An 18,509-nucleotide genomic window follows, 5' to 3' on the forward strand; every position below is an offset into this window, starting at 1 on the left:
GAGTTATTTCGTGCTGGCATTATCAACATTCATATTTAAAAATTATGAAAAAAACTGCGTAATGCGACGAGAAACCACTTCAAATCTTATCTGACCATTGTAATTAAAGTACAGAATAAGGCAACCGACGGCGGGCAAAAGCTGTGAAGCTATCCCAATGAAAAGCAAGCTTGGGATAGCATTTGGCTGGATTTTATACTGGTGAGGAGATCACAATGCGTCACAGCCTTACTGTGGCAATTTTATGATTCCTCGGCCAAGTGATGATACTCAGCAGGGATTTGCTCCCACGCAGACTTGATTTCACGCAGCAAGTCGACCACCTCTAGGAAGTTTTCCGGCTTGTTGTTTGAACTGCCGTCAATAATATGACGCAACATAAAGTCATATAGGTTATCCAAATTTGTCGCCACCTCACCGCCGTCTTCCATCGACAGGCTATCTTTCAAGGTACCAATGATCGCCAGTGCCTTAGACACTCGCTCACCTTTCATGGCGACATTGCCTTGATCCATTGCCGCCTTGGCCTGGATCAAGCGCTCAATGGCTCCCCCTAATAGCATCAGTACCACACGGTGTGGTGACGCACTGGCCAACTGGGAGTTAACGGACACTTGCTTATATGCCTGAAGCGAACCACGCATAATTCTTTCCTATTTATTTTTGATACATTTGATAGACAGACACTGACTTCTTGCCTTGCTTGGCGGTCAGTAGCTTCTGCCGTATCCGGGCTTTGTTCTGTTCTAAGAGCACTTTCAAATTGCGGGTACGTTGCTGGACGTCTTCAAAGGTTTCCCGGCTCAACTTATCACGGTCTGCCAGGATCAGTTTGACCCGCTCATGCCTTGCCGCGACCAGTTGCTCGAGTTGCTCGGGAAAATCGTCAGGGTATTCCTCAAGCTCAAGCAAGGCTTTGATATGTTGTTCTAGTTTCGCTAACTCTTGCATGTTTCACCTTTAGAAAACCAGCATACTCATCATAGTGCTGAGTTCGTTGTTCATTTTGTAGATGGCGGCATCCATGGCGGAGAGCTGTTTGTACATTCGCTCTTCATACGCTTTCATCCGCTCATCCAGTGTCGCCAGATCATCATCTAACCGACTCTGTTGTTCTTTTAGGCTGTCTTCCCGACTGGTGATTGTACCTTCCCGTCCGACAAAGCTATCAAGCAAGTCATCGGCTTTTTTTAGAAAGCCCTCATCGCCATTAAAAAAGCGGCCAAAATTAACAAAATTATTGTCAAGTTGCTCTTCGAGAATGTCATCATCAACTTCGAGCTTGCCATAACGATCAGTGGTCACACCAAACTCTGAAAGCAAATAACTTTTTCTGTTAACCTCAACAGGTTCATTTAGGAGATTACGCAGTTGGCTGAGTAATGAGCGAGATACACTATCACCGACGAGCGGCCCACCACTCTCTTCTTCTACATTGTATTTTGACTGAGAGTCGACCATCTCGAACAAGCTATTGTACGCTTCGACGAATGAATCAATCGCTGATTTAGGCTTATCGGTATCATTTTCTATCTCGATAATGGCATTTTTAACTTCAATATCATCGGTGTCATTACCCGTGCCATAGGTGCCGGTAATCTTCTTTGCATCCAGCGTTACACCTTCAATCGCATCGGTAAAGGTATTCGTGCTGTTTGTTACCGTCGAGAAGCCATCGATCACAATCACAGCATCTTTGGCTTCCTGCATTTCCTGCATATTTGGGTTGCCGGTGATGTTATCCGGGTCAAAGTCCAAATCGCCCAAATCCCCGGTAGCCCCTGACGCATCGATACTGATCTTGTTTTCTTCACCCGTCTTGGTGCTTGAAAAAATCAGTTTGGCACCCGTGTCATCGGTGATGATAGTCGCTGTAATTCCAGGGTTATCATCAGCATCGTTAATCGCCTGAACCACATCTTTGAGGCTACTCTTGTTGGCCGCGATACTGATTGTCATGGTGTTAGAGCCAACACCAATAACCAAATCACCAGAGCCTAAGCTACTATCCGGATCAGCGGTTAGGCTATCACTGGCCACCTTATGGGTCTCGGCTAGTTGCTTAACTTCAACAGAGTAACGACCGTTCTGTGCATTACTTTCTACAGTCACGCCTAAGTAGCTGCTTTCAGATGATGAAGCGTCTTTACTGGAAAAAACCTCATCTTCATCAAACGATTCGAACATGTCTTGTAGTGAACTTGCCGAGGACTTCACCAAACCGTAGGCACTCAGGCTAGCGTCGACTTTCGACTTTTCATTAGTAATACGGATTTCTTTTGGCGTGCGCTCAGCCGCAACCAGCTGTTGGGTCATTCCAGCAACATCAAGACCAGAGCCTAAACCACCAACTGATAAACCTGCCATTCGTAACCTCTATCCAATTCAGTCTTTATGACTTGCCGCCTGCAGCAGACACAGATTTAATGCAAAAAACAAGCCAAGCTAAATTTTTTCTTGAAATGAACTCACGGAATATTTCGATAAATTTTCGTTTAGATCCAACAGCTCCTGCGCCGGGATCTGCCGAATTAAATCACCGCTGGTCTTGTCATAGATATAGACGACCTGTTCACCATGCTCCTCGTCAAATTCAAACTTGAGCTCACGGTTGATCCGCTGCGACAAGGCTTCGATTTGCTCTCGGTGAAACTCATTGAGTTCATCTGCAGAGGATTCGTGCTTGAGACGAGAGTTATCTACCTTCTCTATTTGGGTAACAGTGCTGTTCAACGGTAATTCTGTTTGGGCTGCATTAGTGTGCTTTGATGACCCCAATTCATTGGGTAAGAGAGTCGGCTTTGTGTGTACAGTAGCCGCTTTAGAAATAGAAGAAGCTGCGGGGTTATCTGATAGTTTATCCATGATAATCACTTCTCCTATGTGATATTAGCGCATTACAGAATAAAGGCATGGCCTGTAGCCATGCCTCTTTTCTTTCAATGAATTACAGTAGGCTCAGCGCTGCCTGTGGATTCATTTTCGCCTGAGCAAGAATTGAAGTTGACGCCTGCTGTAGGATCTGGTTCTTGGTCAAATCCGTTGTTTCTTTAGCAAAGTCAACGTCTTTGATGCGGCTGTTTGACGCATTTACGTTTTCGTTGATGTTTGCCAGGTTGTTCAGCGTGTGGTTAAAACGGTTCTGTACCGCACCTAAATCTGCACGTTGTGAGTCAATCTGGCCAATTGCCGCATCGATAACATCAATCGCATCCTGTGCGCCAGTTGCCGTCGAAATATCAACATCGCCAACGGAGTTCAAGCTAGATGCAGAAGCTCCGAAAATCTCTGTTTCGTCAGCCGTACCATCATTTGAAACAGAGAAGCTGCCTGGTGAGCTTAGCGAAATTTCAGCATTCACAACACCAACTTCACTGGCGGCAATTGCATTACCGTCAAGTGTGGCATTACTGTTTGTGCCCGCAGTCAGCTTGATACCGTCAACATCTGTTGCTGAGATTTGAACACTGCCGTCATCTTGCATTACGGCTGAGTAGCCGGCTTTACCCAGATCAGCCGCTAGTGCTTCTTGAGAGCCGTTATATTTTGCCAGATCGAAAGTATCACCACCAATCTCAAGCGTACCATTGTCAGCACTTGTTAGGCCATCAAGATTCGTCGTTACGGTAGTTTGAGCTTTAATGCCTGTATTTGCATTATTAACTTTATCTTTAATATCTGTAACGGTATCTGTAGCAGTAATTGCTACTACAGCATTACCGTCAGGACCAGCAAAGGTCAAGTCACCAGCGGTTGCACCAACGGTGTAGTCTTCAGCAGCACTTGTTGCAAAGCCCGTACCGAAGGTTGAACCTGCGCCAGTAACCGTATTGTTACCGATCGCATTTGCCGATACGTCACCCAACGTCACTTCGATAGTTTCATTGGCGTTAGAACCCACCTGGAAGCTTTGTGTGCCGTAGCTACCATCAAGCAGTTTCTGGCCACCGAAGGTGGTTGTTTCAGAAATACGTGTTAGCTCCTGCTGCAGTGCAGTGACTTCTTTCTGCAGTGCCGAGCGGTCATCATCAGAGTTCGAACCGTTGGCAGCCTGAAGAGACAGGTCACGCATACGCTGCATGATGTTGGTCGATTCCTGCATTGCCCCTTCAGCAGTCTGGGCAATAGAGATACCGTCGTTGGCGTTACGCATTGCCACGTTCAAGCCGTTGGTCTGGCTGGTTAGACGGTTAGAGATTTGCAGACCCGCCGCATCATCTTTGGCACTGTTGATACGCAAGCCAGAAGACAAACGCTCCATGCTGCTGCTTACGTTGTTAGTGGCATTACCTAGGTGACGCTGGGCCGTCATCGCTGAAACGTTAGTATTTACGGTAACAGACATATTTCGCTCCTTGTTGAGTTACAACCCAGCCTAAGCGGGGGGTAAATATCTCTTTTTGTTTAAGTACTTCTATTAACGGCACGAGCAAAAATACCTTTAGGAATTTTTTAAAAAAATTTTTTTATGGGCGATGGGCGATGGGCGATGGGCGATGGGCGATGGGCGATGGGCGATGGGCGATGGGCGATGGGCGATGGGCGAACCAGATTGTTTGCAAGAGCCAGACACAATCAAGTTCTTTCTTAGCTCTTCCTAGCACCTAGGGCCCGCTCCTCCTAGAGCCGGGCTCTCCTTCCTCTCCTCAAAGCGGCAAAACTCTGCCGCTTTAATCCAGAGAAGCGAGGAGGCTTACAGGTAGTTAAACAAACTGAGCTGCTTGGTTTGGTTAAAGGCAGCCTGGGAGGCCTGAAGGGCCAGCATGTCTTCGTTGAGCTCGATGATTGCCTTGCTGTAGTCCAGATCTTCCAAGCTTCCCTTAGCCTTGTTGAGGCTCAATTCGAAGTCTTGATGCTGGGCCTCATAGGTTTCGAGCGTTTTCAAGCCAGTGCCGACTTCTGCCCGGCGTTGGTTCATATGGACATATGCTGCATTTAACTCTTCGATGGAACGCTGTAAGCTAGCTCTCGCTTCAGGAGATGAAGACGGTGACTCAGAGAAGTTGATCGCATCATTCATTGTCTGGAACAGATCAATGGTCGATGTCTTGTCCAAGGTGACGCTATCCCCCGGCTTTAGTTCACCATCAAATTTGATATCCAAATTCGCTTCATTACCTGGCGTGTTATCAATAAACTGAATACCCTGTGAAGGGTCATACGGTTGAACCCCCTGAGAATTACCATCACGAAACAACTCATAATCGAAGCCGCCATTACCATTATCATGAAAATCAACACGGTAAAGTGAGTTATCGTTCAACTCCGCGTTCGTAGCTGAAAGCATCGATAGCTCTGAGCCATCTTGCAACCCGGCATAATCAGGGCGATAGTCACCAAATGGGTTTTCTATTCCCATAAAGACATGATCTCCTGCCTGACTTGTTTGCACGTGAACAGAAGTGTCTATACGCGCTTCACGATGACCACTATCACCAAGGTATTGAACTTTACCATTGGCATCTTCAACGAAGGGTTGAGTGCTTGATTGGTGACCAGCAAAAACATAATTGCCACCTTCATCTTGCACATTCGCTAAATTCATCAAGCCGCCATATAAGCTTTCTAGCTCATTTTTAAATGCGGTTTTATCATCGCCAGCCATCGCACCATTAATCATGCCAATCAGCTTCTGTTTGGAGCTATCAATGTGGCTTTCAACATTCTTGAGGGAGGTCTCAAGGGTGCCCAAACGGTTATTGGCCAAGGTAATTGACTTCTGAAACTGTTCAATTTGTACCAATTGTTGTTTGTAATTTTGAGTTGATACTGATGCAACAGGATCATCACCGGCGGTTTTGATACGCTTGCCCGTTGCCAGTTGCTCATTGGTGTTGTTTACCGCCCCTTGCTTGCGCATAAGGTTAGAGGTCAGGTTCTGATACTGGGAAAATGTTGATACACGATTGATCATAACGCCTCCTATCCTTAAACAGCACGCAACAGCGTATCAAAGGTTTCGCGGGCCACGCTCATAATGCGGGAGGAAGCCATATATGCCTGTTGGAACTTCATCAGGTTTGCTGCCTCCTCGTCTAGGTTGACACCGGACACACTGGCGACCCGCTCAGTGGCAGCATCAAAGTCAAGCTGGCTGATCTGGCCAAACTTCTCGGCATTCATTTTTTGGATACCGACATCAGTGGTGAGTGTCTGGAACAAGTCAATCACGCTAGAGCGGCCGTTGTTCATGGTTTTCTCTGTTTGCAGGTGCTGCATTTCCAGCAAGTTGCTGTTATCGCCTTCCGCAGGCGTTGCACCTAATTGCACCATATAGCTGTCATTGGCTGCCGCACCGCTGCTAAGCGCCAACGTCGGCACAGGATTATTCAAGGCGTCCGCAAAGTGGATAACACCATTGGTTACGGGATAGTCAATAGCCGTACTCGGTGGCAATGCGTTGCCCTGAGCGTCATAACCAATCAAGTTGATCGGGTTGCCTTGGTCATCCAGTACCGATAAAGAATCACCGGTGTTACTGATCGACACCTGATAGCTTCCACTAACTTGCGCTGTAGGTAGCGGCTCTAGATGCGCCGTTCCTTGGTTTGCCTCTGCTGCCGTAACTACCCGCTGAGCGGCAATATCCGATGCTTCTGTTGCATTCATGGCCATCTGTGCGCCGCCAAGCCGCACAGGGCGAATGGTAAAGGTTTCATCAGATGGGGCTGCTGATAAATTATTGACGTTGATTTGCATGCCATCCGCTTGCAGTACTTGCGGGTCAGTTGCTGCAATGGTTTGGTTCAAGACTTCTTCGCCTTTGGCATTAAACATCTGATAGCTATTGGTTATCCCATCAGTGCTCGCCTTTAGCTGGTAATCACCCACTTGAAGTTTGGAGACATCATCAATGGCTACGGTCATATCGGCACTACTGCCTACCGGTTTAAGCACCCGCTGCTGCATCGCAATAGGATCATTGATATCGGCAAACATGTTCTTGCCCTGCTCACCTTTCAAATCCAAGCCCTGGCGCTGGATGGTATTCACCTGCCCGGCAAAGCCGACTGCCATCCGCCCAACTTCATCGATACTGCGTTCGACAACATCACGGCGAAACCCCACCATCGCACCAAGAATACCGCCCATATTATCGGCATCCAGCGGGGTGGCATTGTGGCCATCATCGACTGCAATTTGTGTCTGCAGCGGGTCGGGCTCACCGGGAATAACTGTCAGACGAGAGGACTCCGTGCCTGACACTAGGGTTTGGCCATCACCGATGATCACTGTATTCGCCAGGTTGTCTTTGCCTTTGAGTACCGTCACTTTGGTGTACTGTGCCAATTCGTTGACCAAGCTCTGTTGCTGGTCAAATAGGTCATTTTTCTCCCCAGCAGGGTTTTCCTGAATACGCTTGTTCAAGGTGGCAATTTCTTGCCCTAGGGTATTGACCCGATCAACCGTCGCAACAAGCTTATCATTCACATCACGCTGCATACCGGCAAGGGTATCGTAGGTACTGTTAACGGTTTGGCTTACCAATGCGGCATTTTCCAGCACAGCTTTACGCGAACCTAGATCATTGGGATGGTCAGCAAGACTTTTCACTGAATCGTAGTAATCGTTCATGCTGGAGATTGTCTTGCTGGCATTGTTGGAAATGAACTCATCCATCACAGCTAGCTGGGCATGGCTTTCATTGGCTTGGTGGAGATTGGTTGTTGACTGGGTCAGTTCACGGGCGGCGAACTGATCATAAGCACGACGCACGTTATCGATGTAGGCACCGGTACCGTATTGGCTGCCACCTATCCAGTGTGCATCATCCGCTTTTTGCTCTGCACTCTGGCGGCTGTAACCTGGAGTATTGACGTTACTAATATTATGACTGGTAACATTGAGTTGTTTCTGAGAGGTTCTCAGCCCACTCATACCAATATTAAGCAAATCTAACGCCATGCACTTATCTCCAGCCAGTTCCAGCGGCAATCATAACCACCCATAAGACAGATAATGCAAATATTAAGCCAAGAATAAAAATACAACTTCGAACGCTGACTGTTTGATACCAGTGTTTCTATAACCACTTCGGGCCTGAACACTTAAAATAATATATATGGTTATAAAATGTGCTAGCTATATATCAAACTACCGTTAAGACATTAGTAGCCCGGTTGTATATCACCAGGCAATATTCAGCACCCCATACTGTTTATTTCAAACGCTGAAATAACCAACTAAGAAATAGAGTTCAAGTTCTAGCAAAAAAAGCAAACGTTTAAACAATGTTTTTAGATTTTTTCAGAAGGAAAACCATAACATTAGCTTCATACTCTTATTAAAACCTCCCCTCACACAACACACACCACTGATTTTTAAGAAGTAAAAGTCAAATCGAACACAACACTTAAGATCTAGCCCACCAATCTTATTTCATCTATTTTTTATCTAATTTATATTAACCACCCACAAAGACACACTTTTGCTACATTTATTTCATTAAATGCCAACCAGATCCAACATTGATAAATAAATTCACACTACACTAGATAAACAGTACAGCTTATATATATAATTAACAGACATACCAACAAGCACTTTATAGGCAGCAATTATGAATATTGGCATTGCAACACTACTTGGCTATGCAATAAAAGAAATTATCGCACCTGTCATTCTGGATAATGTTCGGGAAGGTAATCAGGCAAAAGTAGAAAGTAATGAAATACAGTCAGCGCTGTCCGAAAGTGAAGATACATTGAAGATTATTTCTTCAATTGTCGATGTGTTTGTTTAGTTTTTATCTGTTGCTGTTTTAACGCTATTTTTCCATTAAATCGTTCACCTGATCAAATACCCGCATCACTTTCTCGCTGTACCTTGGATCGGTCGCATAACCCGCTTTGTGAATTTCGTTAATAAACGCTTTCGGATCTTGCGTATTTTCTAGCGCTACCGAATATCTTGGGTTCTGTTTCAAGAACTCTGCATAATCATTGAAGCTTTCATCAAAAGAGTCATAAGAGCGAAACGCTGCGCGCTCCTGAACAGCAATACCTTGATGGTACTCCAAGGTTTGCGTCGCCATTTTATCCCCTTTCCAACTCGGATCTGCCTTAATATTGAAAAGGTTATTGCTGTTACCCGCAGCATTGCTGATCACTTTCTTGCCCCACCCGGTTTCAAGAGCAGCTTGAGCAATCAATACCGCGGGATCAACGCCTAGCACATTGGCAGTACGCCGGGCATACGGCGCCATATGGGTAACAAAAGCTTGTGGAGAATCAAAACTTTCAGGTCGTTGGGCAGATCCCAAGTCTGAGGAGACACCATTAGCCATATTACGCTCGACAATGGCTTTGTTCGCTATCTCGGTGATCTGCTCTTCACTGATTTCAGGTTTTGGACTGGCAATAGTAGAATAACTCAGCTGATTGGCAGCCAAGTGATCACTTGCTTTAGCGTCTTGCCGCTCAAAAGGCAGGTATTTGCCGCCCTTGTCCAACTCAAAAGATGGCTGTTCTTTAACCAGCGTACCATCACTTTGCTTGTCTGAGTCAGCTTCTTGGTGAGCACCAAGCTGCTGAACTATCATATCGGCCAAGCCCAAAGAGTTGCTGCGACTGAGTTCGCTAGCCATTTGTTCATCGTGCATTTGTTCGAAGAACTTGGCATTGCGACTGCTCATCAAATCCGACTCGAAGGCCGAATTGGCCTCGCGCATTGACTTAAACATCATCTGGGTAAAAATGGCTTCGAACTGCTCGGCAGCCGCACGCAGGCTGGCCTGCTCCCCGTCTTTACCGGTTTTCACCCCGGCACGGAGCCTATCTAGGCTCGAGATATCAAGAACAAAGCTAGTATCAGTCGGACTTTTCATCTTGCTCTCCCGTTAGATGATGATCAGCTGGCCTTCAATGGCACCGGCTTGCTTCAGGGCTTGCAAAATCGCCATTAAATCTGACGGCGCAGCGCCAACCTGATTCACCGCACGGACTAAGTCATCCAGCGTCACACCCGGCTCGAACAGGAACATCCGCGAGTCTTCTTCAGTCACGGTAATTTCGCTATCCGGCACCACTACCGTTTGGCCACCGCCAAAGGCATTCGGCTGGCTAGCCGATAGGTTTTCCTTAATCGAAACCGTCATCCCACCATGGGTGATCGCCGCTGGTTTCAAGCGGACATGCTGACCGATCACTATGGTGCCGGTACGTGAGTTAACGATAATCTGTGCGCCGGAATCCGCCGTCTCGAACTCGACATTTTCAATGGTCGATAGGAAAGCCACACGCTGGCTGACATCACGTGGCGCGCGAACCCTAACCGATGCGGCATCCATCGCCGAGGCAACATCCGGGCCAAGGAAATTATTGATGGCATCGACCATGTTCTGCGCGGTGGAAAAGTCCGGTTCGAACAGGTTGAAGGTTAGGAAGTCACCTCGACCAAATGGGTTTGGCACTTCCTGCTCGACAATCGCGCCGGAAGGGATCGTACCAACGGTCGGGGTATTGCTGACAATACGTGAGCCATCTGCACCATCAGCGGTAAAGCCGCCAACCACCAGGCTGCCCTGTGCAACGGCGTAAATGTTACCGTCCAAACCTTTGAGGAAGGTTTGTAGCAGCGTACCGCCACGCAGGCTTTTTGCCGATCCGACCGAAGAAACCGTCACATCAATTTGCTGACCTTGCTTGGAGAAAGGCGGCAGTTTTGCATGGACAGCCACAGCCGCTACATTTCGGGTCCGGAAACGCTCACCTTCAGGGATGTTAATGCCAAAGTTATTCAGCATGGCCCGGAAGCTTTGCTCGGTATAGTAAGCCGATGACGATTCGCCGGTACCCGGCAGGCCGACCACCAAACCATAACCCACCAACTGGTTATCCCGGACGCCGGCCACAGCGGCAACATCCTTGATGCGGGCAGCATGCGCTTGCGATGAAACGACAGGCACTACCGACACCATCAACAAGCTAAATAGCACTGACTGAAAGAACTTTTTCATGATTTACATCGCCGCATTGAAGAATCGGGCAAACCAGCTCGGGGTTTGGGTGTCCTGACGATCACCGGTTGCCGAGTATTGGATACGGGCATTGGAAATACGCGTTGACGGAATCGAATTTTCCGAATCGATATCGTCAGGGCGAATCGTCCCGCTGACCCGGATATACTCATCACCGCTGTTCAGGGTCAGCCACTTCTCTCCCCTCACCAGCAAATTGCCATTCGGCAGCACTTCGATCACCTCGACAGAAATTGAGCCGGAGAAACTGTTGCTTTGATCCGACGACAGGCTACCGGAGAATTTGTTATCGTTGGTCAGGGCGTAGGACAAATCATAGCTACCGATATTGACCGGACGTCCGCCCAGCATAATCGGCTGCATGTTCATATCGGTCGATTTGCCCAAATCCGAGCTGGCACTCTTTCTGGCCTGGGTATTTTCTTCCAGCAGCACAGTGACGATATCGCCAAGGCCTGTTGGCCGGGTGTCGTTATACAGCCCCATAGAGTTGGTATTGCTAAACAGTGACCCGGTTGAAGTCGCGTAATGCTCTGGCTTTTCCGGCGGGCGTACCGAAGACCAGTTAGGATCACCCTGCACCGCATCTTCACGCGTTCTGACCAAACCGATAATGCCATCGCTTTGCTCGGTCGTACCTTCCACCGCATCAACATCGCTGACAGCGCTATCGAGATCCGATCCGGTATCAAAATCCTGTGCACAACCCGACAACAACGCCACCAGCAGTGCCACCCACAATACAGGCCAATACTTACCCATACCTTACTCCCTGTTATAGCTGCTGGTTGACGTAGCTCAGCATCTGGTCAACGGTTGAGATCACCTTGGAGTTCATCTCGTAAACGCGCTGTGCCTCAATCATATTGACCAGCTCTTCAGTCACATTTACGTTAGAGGTTTCCAGCATTGACTGACGTACGCTACCAAAACCGTCAAGACCCGGGATCCCTTCCTGCGGGTCGCCGCTCGCCCCAGTTGGCAGGTAAAGGTTCTGGCCAATCGGCTCCAAACCGCCTGGATTAATAAAGTTAGTCAGGTTGATCTGTCCCAGCACCTGGTTTTCCTGCTGATCCCGAATACGGGCTGAGACTTCACCATCAGTACCGACGGTGATGGCCACGGCATTGTCGGGAACAACAATTTCTGGCTCCAGGACGTAGCCTGCGCCTGAAGTCACAATCTGGCCTTCGTTACTCACCGTAAATTGACCGTTGCGGGTATAACCGATGTTGCCGTCTGGCAGCATCACTTGGAAGAACCCGTCGCCTTCGACCATCATATCGAGGGCATTGTCGGTGGTTTGGGTATTACCCTGAGTAAAGACTTTCTGGGTCGCGACGACCTTAGAACCGGCGCCCAGCATCAAGCCGGACGGCAAAGTGGTATCCTGTGTCGCCTGGCCGCCTGGCTGGTTAATATTTTGGTAGAACAAGTCTTCAAAAACCGGACGGCTTTTCTTAAAGCCCACTGTCGAGGCGTTAGCTAGGTTGTTTGAAACCGTTGAGATATTGGTTTGCTGGGCATCAAGACCAGTCTTACTGACCCAAAGAGCTGGATGCATTGGTTAACTCCTCGCTATTATCCGATACGCATTAGAGATGAAGACGCTTTGTCCATGTCTTCTGCGGTTTTCATTAATTTGACTTGCATTTCAAAGTGGCGCTGCAGGTCTATCATATTGACCATTTCACCGACCGCATTGACGTTGCTGCCCTCCAGAGCACCGCTTAGCAAGGTCACACCTGCATCAGCTTCCAACCCCTGCGGGTTTGGGTTTGTTGCCTTGAACAGTCCGTCGACATCTTTGTACAAGCTGTTATTTTCAGGGTTAACCAGTTTGATCCGGTTAATGGCCACCATGGCTTCCGGTGGCGCACCCTGCGGCAAGATACTCACTGTGCCGTCTTTTTGGATCTCAATCTTGTTGATAGGAAGCGGGACGAAAATTGGCGCATCGGCATCGCCCAAAATTAGCTGGCCGTTGCTGTTTTGTAGCATGCCCATTTCATCAATCTTCAAGTGACCTGCACGGGTATAGGCTTCTTGGCCTGAGGCATCTTGCACGGCCAACCAACCATTGCCTTCAACCGCCACATCCATGGCACGCCCGGTCATTTTTACCGAACCTTGCTCGAAGTTGTTGCCCGGGCGCTCTGTCATTGAAAACACTCGGGTCGGCAATCCTTCACCATAGGCCTGCATGCTTCTCGCCTGCTGCAGATCTGCGCGAAAACCCGTGGTATTCACGTTCGCCAAGTTATTGGCCGCAACCTGCATGCCGTACATATCTTGTTTGGCGCCACTCATGGCGAGAAATAATGCGCGATCCATCTAACCGTCCCCTATATCGATAAGCAACAACAAAGCAAAATGCATACCAACATAGCATTAGGCGCTATAGTGCTGATTTTAAAGAAAACAAAGCAAAAAAAAGAAGTTAAGCATGAAGAAGAGGAAAAGAATTGCCGCTTAGCTGACGGTTATGGTCAAAGAACAAACAACCATCAGGAACAGGAGAAATACACTGTCAATAAATTGACTAAAAATATAAAGCCCATAACGAAAGTCGTCATGGGCCTATTACAGCAGGTCTATTAATTAGCGGATCTGCAAGATGTTCTGCTGCAGCTGGTTGTTCACATCCAGGGCACGCGAGCTGGCCTGGAAGTTACGCTGAGCGGTGATCAGATCCACCAGCTCCTGGGTCATATCGATATTCGACTGCTCCAGGGTACCGTTCTTGATAGAGCCGAACGAACCTTGTGACGCATCGCCCCATACTGCCGCGCCAGAATCCTGGGTCACGTTCCATAAAGTACCACCCAGTTGGGCCAGGCCTTGCTCGTTGGCCACACGCGCCATTGCTACTCGGCCAATTACTTTGTCCTTGCCGTTCGAGTATGAGGCGAGAATATTACCGTCAGAATCGATATCGACATTTGACAGGTAGCCCGTGGTCGCGCCGTCTGAATCTTCCAGCTTGCGAATCTCAAACGGTGCCGCGTATTGAGTAGGTTCGTCATAGTTGAAGATCAGATTCTGGGTACCGTCTGCGCCACCAAGCTGAATACCCGCGGTTTGGAAATCTACCGTTTGGAAGTTTGGCGGATTGGTCACCAGCTGACCGCCCGCATCAAACTGTAGCTCATGACCTAAATGGCCGTTACCACTGCCAATGCCATTTTGAACATCAAGGGCTTTTTCACCGCCGCTGTCACTCACTGTATAGTACACACTCCAAGTATTTGGAGCCACCCCCGGCTGGGTATCATCTTGCTTGACATAATAAGCCGACATTTTCAACGGATTACCCAGTGAATCATAGATCGTCGAAGAGGTCGCCTTGTTGTAAGAGTCTGGATTGGAGAAATCAAACGGTGTGCTCTTCGGCGTTGCCTCACCACTAGGCAAGTTCATCGCAATGTTCATGTTCTTCGACATGTTCGGCTGGCCAAACGTGTCATCGATTGCCATTGGCTTGGGCTCGTAGGAGGCAACCGTATTGGTGTCCTGGTTGACTTCATAGCCAAGCAGGTAGTTGTTGTCGGAGTTTACGATCTCGTTGTTGTTGTTCAGGTGGAACGCACCGTTTCGGGTCAGATTGTTGTTCGCCGGCTCTGCCTTGTTCGGCGCGACCGCAAAGAAACCGGTACCCGAGACTCGCAAGTCCAGCGGGTTGTTGGTGTAAATACTAGACCCTTCGTGGAACTGCTGGGCGACTGTTGCCGTCTGTACACCGCCGCCAGTTGTTGTCTTTGAGTTCGAAAAAATAGAGTTAGAATACACATCGGCAAACTCGGCGCGAGACTCCTTGAAGCCGTATGTATTGGCATTGGCGATGTTGTTACTGGTTGTGTTGAGATCTTTTTGGGCCGCACCCAGGCCACTCAAGGCAATATTCATGCTCATAATTGATTATCCTTTCGCTTGTGCTTTTCCGACCTGAAGTACATCAGCCAAATTGAATTGTTTGTCGAGACCAGCAAGGTTGAGTAATACCTGGCCGTCTCCCTGCCCCATTACCACGCTGTTAACATTGGCATGGGTAAATACGTCATAGTTCTGTGTTTCGCCGCCGACAAGGCCAGAGACTCGAATGGTGTATTGCCCCTCCGGCATCATCTTGCCTTGCTCGTTCTTGCCGTCCCACTCAATATCGTGATCGCCGGCTCCCTTGGCACCAAGGTTAATCGTACGAACCAACTCGCCCTGAGGGGTTTCCACTCGCATCATGGCTTGATCGAGCGAGTTCGTCAGACGGACACGACCACTTAAGCCACCTTCTGTCACTTTCATCCCGGTCGCACTTGGCACCAATACATCCTGCCCGACCAAGGTCGAAGCCTGCAGCGCTTGGTTCGACGTCATCGCGGTGTTGAGCAAACCGAACTGCTCGTTCATCTGGTTGATGCCGTCTACTGTGGCAAACGAAGCCATCTGCGCGATCATCTTGTCATTGCCGACTGGCTCGAACGGATCCTGCTGTGATAGCTGTTTGGTCAGCAAGGATAGAAAATCCTCTTGTTTCAACTGGTTCTGGCCAGTGGTTTTCTGCTCTTCCTGAACCTTCTTTTCCTGCATCGACTTTAGCTGGTCGAGGTAAGAAAGGTTGTTTGAACCTGCACCGTTAATACTGCTCATTGCCGTTACTCCCTACCTTACTTACCCATCTGCAGTGTTTTCATCAGCATCTGCTTGCTGGCATCTGCCACCTGGACATTGTTCTGGTATGAACGCGATGCCGAAATCATGTTGGCCATTTCTTCCATTACATTGACATTCGGCTTGTAGATATAACCTTCCGCATTGGCCAGCGGGTGATCCGGGTTGTACTCGGCACTCAATGGTTTTTCGCTTTCGACAATAGCTTTCACCTGCACCGGGACACTTTCACTGCGCTTGTAACTCGCGCTTTGCAGCTCTGCTGCAAACACCGGGTGCCTTGCCTTGTAGGTTTCTTCAGCTGAGCTACTCACACTGTTGGCATTGGCAAGGTTACTGGAGGTGGTATTCAAACGAACCGATTCCGCGCTCATGGCCGATCCCGTTACGTTGAAAATATTAAACAAACTCATTCATTAATCCCCTTTCAGTGCCTTGCTCAGGTTTTTGAATTTTGATCCGAGAAAATCCAACGATGCCTGATATTCCAGTGAGTTCTGCATAAACAGGTTTTGCTCCAGCTGGGCATCAACGGTATTGCCATCACCCGTGTCCGGCTGGGTAGGAACACGGTACTTTTGTTCACCCGCGACCTGCGTGGAGGCAGAAATATGCCGACCATCAGTACGGCTGAGGCCAACTTTTGCCCCCGAGGTTGCCGCATTGAGGGCCCGCTGGAAGTCGATATCTTTCGCCTTGTACCCTGGCGTATTGGCATTGGCGAGGTTACTTGCCAGCGTTTCGGCGCGTTTGGCACGTACGCCAACGGTATGCTGGTGAACACCTAATGCTTTATCAAAAGAAATGGACATATCTGCCTCCCAAAATCGTTACCGAATAGGAAGCAAAGGGTGTGCCAAAAGTTATAAACGAGGGAAATTAGGAGGTTGGCGATGGGCGATGGGCGATGGGCGATGGGCGATGGGCGATGGGCGAGCCAGATTGTTTACAAGAGCCTGACCATCCAAGCTCTTGCTTCTTCTCTGGGCTCTTCCTCTAGCCTCTAGCCTCTAGCCTCTAGCCAGTTTTACTTAAGCTTGTAGATAATCCCCGGGTTGCAGCGGATCATCTCGAATTTATCTGTCAGGCCCGTCAGTGACTCTGATGCCCCCAGCAGCAAATATCCTCCAGGGTTCAGGCTGGCTGCCATTTGGTTGAGTACCTTGGCTTTCATCTCCGGCGAGAAGTAGATCAGCACATTGCGGCAGAAGATCACATCAAACTTGCCTAGCAACGCATAGCTGTCTTTCAGGTTCTGCGGGCGGAAGTTGACCATCCGCTTGACCTTGTCATTCACTTTTAGGCGGCCATCACCGTTGTCCTCAAAAAACATCCGGCGACGCTCCATCGACAACCCCCGGCTGAGTGCCAAGTTGTCGTAGGCCCCTGAACGGCAAGTATCCAGCATAGTCTGTGAAATATCGGTCGCCGTGATCTGTACACTGCTTGCCAGCATTCCCGGCCTGCGGCTCTGGGTTTCCAGTACCGTCATGGCTATGGAATATGGCTCTTGCCCCGAAGAGCTGGCAGAGGACCAAATTTTGATTGGCCGCTTATTGGCAGCTAGCTCCGGCAGGATACGCTCTGCCAACACCGTGTAAGGATAGGTATCACGGAACCACAATGTTTCATTGGTTGTCATGGCATCGACCGCCGCGACACGCAATTCCCGGTTCCGGCCCGCAACCACCACCTGCAATAGTTCAGATAATGAAGATAATGAATACTGACTGACTAAAGGACTGAGCCGGCTTCTTACCAAGTACTGTTTACTGTCACCCAATACAATTCCGCACTGGGCTTCCAGGAAACGGCAAAATTCGCGGTATTCCTGATCGTTTATTGTTATCGCTGTCATCTACTGCTCTAGTATGATTTTCTTGTGCTCGAGTCTGTTTATAATGGCATTGCCTATTTAGGCATAGCGGCTTTTACTGCTGCGCCAAGCTCATCAGGGTTAAACTTAGGAATGAAGGCATTGGCTCCAACTCGCTCTACCATAGCCTGGTTGAACACCCCGCTGAGAGAGGTGTGCAGGATAACATGCAAGTCTTTCAGTTTTGGATCGTTACGGATTTCTGCGGTCAGGGTATATCCATCCATTTCCGGCATTTCGATATCCGAAATCACCAGCGCCAGTTGTTTGTAGATATCCCCTTCCTGGGCCATCTCTCTGAGCTTGATAATGGCTTCTTTGCCATCTTTAACCAACACACATTCACAACCAATAGCCTCAATCGCACGCTGGACCTGCTTGCGGGCAACACTGGAGTCGTCGGCGACCAATACGCGCTTGATGTCTGGCATGTCTTCAATCAACTCTTCCAATACCGTGCCGGTGATATTGGTATTGACCGGTGAGATCTCATCGAGAATTTTCTCTACATCCAGAATTTCAACCAGTTCATTATCAATTTCAGTTACTGCTGTCAGATAGTTCGCCTTACCCGCTCCTTTTGGCGGCGGCAGGATTGACTCCCAGTTCATGTTGATAATGCGCTCTACCGAGGAGACCAAGAAACCCTGAATCGAACGGTTGAACTCAGAAATAATCACAAAGCAATTGTCGAGATCGTCAATTGGACGGCCACCGGTTGCCAGGCTCATATCAATCACGGAAATTGTTTGCCCGCGAATATGTGCGATCCCCTTCACCAAAGGGTGCAAGTTAGGCATGGTTGTCAGCTTCGGACACTGAAGCACTTCCTTGACCTTAAATACATTGATGCCATAACGTTGACGTCGATTGAGCCTGAATGTTAGCAACTCTAGCCTGTTTTGACCGACCAGCTGGGTACGTTGATTCACCGAATCTAATATCCCCGACATATGAAGACGTCTCCTTGTTGATTGTTTTTATAATTTG

Annotated in this window: 20 protein-coding genes; 2 read left to right on the forward strand and 18 right to left on the reverse strand. The window is 48.6% G+C overall.

What is annotated here, in order from left to right:
• Positions 1-242 precede the first annotated feature (242 nt).
• The 7 genes from fliS to flgK all read right to left on the reverse strand — a co-directional run bounded on the left by fliS (position 243) and on the right by flgK (position 7,905).
• A complete protein-coding gene (gene fliS / locus R2X38_RS19185; protein ID WP_317523954.1) occupies positions 243-644 on the reverse strand; it encodes a flagellar export chaperone FliS in 402 nt (133 codons plus the stop codon).
• Positions 645-657: 13 nt separating this feature from the next.
• Positions 658-951, reverse strand: coding sequence for a flagellar biosynthesis protein FliS (locus R2X38_RS19190; RefSeq protein ID WP_317523955.1), 294 nt, complete (start codon positions 949-951; stop codon positions 658-660).
• Between the two features lie 9 nt (positions 952-960).
• Positions 961-2,367: a flagellar filament capping protein FliD gene (fliD, locus tag R2X38_RS19195; protein WP_317523956.1), complete on the reverse strand. Its 1,407-nt coding sequence runs from the start codon at positions 2,365-2,367 to the stop codon at positions 961-963.
• A 78-nt stretch (positions 2,368-2,445) separates the two neighbouring features.
• Positions 2,446-2,865: a flagellar protein FlaG gene (locus R2X38_RS19200; RefSeq protein WP_317523957.1), complete on the reverse strand. Its 420-nt coding sequence runs from the start codon at positions 2,863-2,865 to the stop codon at positions 2,446-2,448.
• 82 nt (positions 2,866-2,947) lie between these two features.
• Entirely contained in the window at positions 2,948-4,345 is a 1,398-nt protein-coding gene (locus R2X38_RS19205; protein ID WP_317523958.1) for a flagellin, read from the reverse strand.
• 348 nt (positions 4,346-4,693) lie between these two features.
• A complete protein-coding gene (gene flgL / locus R2X38_RS19210) occupies positions 4,694-5,914 on the reverse strand; it encodes a flagellar hook-associated protein FlgL (RefSeq protein ID WP_317523959.1) in 1,221 nt (406 codons plus the stop codon).
• A gap of 14 nt (positions 5,915-5,928) precedes the next feature.
• Positions 5,929-7,905 carry a flagellar hook-associated protein FlgK gene (gene flgK / locus R2X38_RS19215; RefSeq protein WP_317523960.1) on the reverse strand — a complete coding sequence of 659 codons (1,977 nt, stop codon included), beginning with the start codon at positions 7,903-7,905 and terminating at the stop codon, positions 5,929-5,931.
• 655 nt (positions 7,906-8,560) lie between these two features.
• Between flgK and R2X38_RS19220 the strand changes: the two genes are divergently transcribed.
• Entirely contained in the window at positions 8,561-8,743 is a 183-nt protein-coding gene (locus tag R2X38_RS19220; protein ID WP_317523961.1) for a flagellar hook protein, read from the forward strand.
• 24 nt (positions 8,744-8,767) lie between these two features.
• On the opposite strand, the gene flgJ is transcribed toward R2X38_RS19220, so the two are convergent.
• Genes flgJ through flgF form a run of 5 tightly spaced genes read right to left on the reverse strand, consistent with a single transcriptional unit; the run spans position 8,768 to position 13,312 of the window.
• Positions 8,768-9,826: a flagellar assembly peptidoglycan hydrolase FlgJ gene (gene flgJ, locus R2X38_RS19225; protein ID WP_317523962.1), complete on the reverse strand. Its 1,059-nt coding sequence runs from the start codon at positions 9,824-9,826 to the stop codon at positions 8,768-8,770.
• Between the two features lie 12 nt (positions 9,827-9,838).
• Complete coding sequence (locus R2X38_RS19230) at positions 9,839-10,918, reverse strand: flagellar basal body P-ring protein FlgI (protein ID WP_411185578.1); 1,080 nt, start codon at positions 10,916-10,918, stop codon at positions 9,839-9,841.
• Positions 10,919-10,960: 42 nt separating this feature from the next.
• Positions 10,961-11,740, reverse strand: coding sequence for a flagellar basal body L-ring protein FlgH (locus tag R2X38_RS19235; protein WP_317523965.1), 780 nt, complete (start codon positions 11,738-11,740; stop codon positions 10,961-10,963).
• 13 nt (positions 11,741-11,753) lie between these two features.
• Positions 11,754-12,542, reverse strand: coding sequence for a flagellar basal-body rod protein FlgG (gene flgG / locus R2X38_RS19240; protein ID WP_044624008.1), 789 nt, complete (start codon positions 12,540-12,542; stop codon positions 11,754-11,756).
• Positions 12,543-12,559: 17 nt separating this feature from the next.
• Entirely contained in the window at positions 12,560-13,312 is a 753-nt protein-coding gene (gene flgF, locus R2X38_RS19245) for a flagellar basal-body rod protein FlgF (protein ID WP_317523966.1), read from the reverse strand.
• Positions 13,313-13,381: 69 nt separating this feature from the next.
• Here flgF and R2X38_RS19250 point away from each other — a divergent pair, with 69 nt between their 5' ends.
• Entirely contained in the window at positions 13,382-13,579 is a 198-nt protein-coding gene (locus R2X38_RS19250) for a hypothetical protein (protein ID WP_317523967.1), read from the forward strand.
• On the opposite strand, the gene flgE is transcribed toward R2X38_RS19250, so the two are convergent.
• From flgE to R2X38_RS19280, 6 genes are all read right to left on the reverse strand, one after another.
• On the reverse strand, positions 13,580-14,890 hold the full coding sequence (flgE, locus tag R2X38_RS19255) for a flagellar hook protein FlgE (RefSeq protein WP_317523968.1): 1,311 nt from the start codon (positions 14,888-14,890) through the stop codon (positions 13,580-13,582).
• Positions 14,891-14,896: 6 nt separating this feature from the next.
• Positions 14,897-15,622 carry a flagellar hook assembly protein FlgD gene (locus R2X38_RS19260; RefSeq protein WP_317523969.1) on the reverse strand — a complete coding sequence of 242 codons (726 nt, stop codon included), beginning with the start codon at positions 15,620-15,622 and terminating at the stop codon, positions 14,897-14,899.
• A gap of 17 nt (positions 15,623-15,639) precedes the next feature.
• Positions 15,640-16,056 (reverse strand): flagellar basal body rod protein FlgC, encoded by a 417-nt coding sequence (flgC, locus tag R2X38_RS19265; protein ID WP_317523970.1) that lies wholly within the window; start codon positions 16,054-16,056, stop codon positions 15,640-15,642.
• Positions 16,057-16,059: 3 nt separating this feature from the next.
• Positions 16,060-16,455, reverse strand: coding sequence for a flagellar basal body rod protein FlgB (gene flgB / locus R2X38_RS19270; protein ID WP_317523971.1), 396 nt, complete (start codon positions 16,453-16,455; stop codon positions 16,060-16,062).
• A 215-nt stretch (positions 16,456-16,670) separates the two neighbouring features.
• The gene (locus R2X38_RS19275; protein ID WP_317523972.1) at positions 16,671-17,501 is read right to left on the reverse strand and encodes a protein-glutamate O-methyltransferase; all 831 of its coding nucleotides are present in this window, start codon (positions 17,499-17,501) and stop codon (positions 16,671-16,673) included.
• A gap of 53 nt (positions 17,502-17,554) precedes the next feature.
• Positions 17,555-18,472 (reverse strand): chemotaxis protein CheV, encoded by a 918-nt coding sequence (locus tag R2X38_RS19280; protein WP_317523974.1) that lies wholly within the window; start codon positions 18,470-18,472, stop codon positions 17,555-17,557.
• Positions 18,473-18,509 lie beyond the last annotated feature (37 nt).

It is taken from the genome of Photobacterium rosenbergii (genome assembly GCF_033022775.1).
Classification (GTDB): domain Bacteria; phylum Pseudomonadota; class Gammaproteobacteria; order Enterobacterales; family Vibrionaceae; genus Photobacterium; species Photobacterium rosenbergii_A.

Coding starts and splice junctions, on each gene's coding strand:
- fliS (WP_317523954.1), bottom strand. CDS start 644: ATGCGTGGTTCGCTTCAGGCATATAAGCAAGTGTCCGTTAACTCCCAG.
- R2X38_RS19190 (WP_317523955.1), bottom strand. CDS start 951: ATGCAAGAGTTAGCGAAACTAGAACAACATATCAAAGCCTTGCTTGAG.
- fliD (WP_317523956.1), bottom strand. CDS start 2,367: ATGGCAGGTTTATCAGTTGGTGGTTTAGGCTCTGGTCTTGATGTTGCT.
- R2X38_RS19200 (WP_317523957.1), bottom strand. CDS start 2,865: ATGGATAAACTATCAGATAACCCCGCAGCTTCTTCTATTTCTAAAGCG.
- R2X38_RS19205 (WP_317523958.1), bottom strand. CDS start 4,345: ATGTCTGTTACCGTAAATACTAACGTTTCAGCGATGACGGCCCAGCGT.
- flgL (WP_317523959.1), bottom strand. CDS start 5,914: ATGATCAATCGTGTATCAACATTTTCCCAGTATCAGAACCTGACCTCT.
- flgK (WP_317523960.1), bottom strand. CDS start 7,905: ATGGCGTTAGATTTGCTTAATATTGGTATGAGTGGGCTGAGAACCTCT.
- R2X38_RS19220 (WP_317523961.1), top strand. CDS start 8,561: ATGAATATTGGCATTGCAACACTACTTGGCTATGCAATAAAAGAAATT.
- flgJ (WP_317523962.1), bottom strand. CDS start 9,826: ATGAAAAGTCCGACTGATACTAGCTTTGTTCTTGATATCTCGAGCCTA.
- R2X38_RS19230 (WP_411185578.1), bottom strand. CDS start 10,918: ATGGTGTCGGTAGTGCCTGTCGTTTCATCGCAAGCGCATGCTGCCCGC.
- R2X38_RS19235 (WP_317523965.1), bottom strand. CDS start 11,740: ATGGGTAAGTATTGGCCTGTATTGTGGGTGGCACTGCTGGTGGCGTTG.
- flgG (WP_044624008.1), bottom strand. CDS start 12,542: ATGCATCCAGCTCTTTGGGTCAGTAAGACTGGTCTTGATGCCCAGCAA.
- flgF (WP_317523966.1), bottom strand. CDS start 13,312: ATGGATCGCGCATTATTTCTCGCCATGAGTGGCGCCAAACAAGATATG.
- flgE (WP_317523968.1), bottom strand. CDS start 14,890: ATGAGCATGAATATTGCCTTGAGTGGCCTGGGTGCGGCCCAAAAAGAT.
- R2X38_RS19260 (WP_317523969.1), bottom strand. CDS start 15,622: ATGAGCAGTATTAACGGTGCAGGTTCAAACAACCTTTCTTACCTCGAC.
- flgC (WP_317523970.1), bottom strand. CDS start 16,056: ATGAGTTTGTTTAATATTTTCAACGTAACGGGATCGGCCATGAGCGCG.
- flgB (WP_317523971.1), bottom strand. CDS start 16,455: ATGTCCATTTCTTTTGATAAAGCATTAGGTGTTCACCAGCATACCGTT.
- R2X38_RS19275 (WP_317523972.1), bottom strand. CDS start 17,501: ATGACAGCGATAACAATAAACGATCAGGAATACCGCGAATTTTGCCGT.
- R2X38_RS19280 (WP_317523974.1), bottom strand. CDS start 18,472: ATGTCGGGGATATTAGATTCGGTGAATCAACGTACCCAGCTGGTCGGT.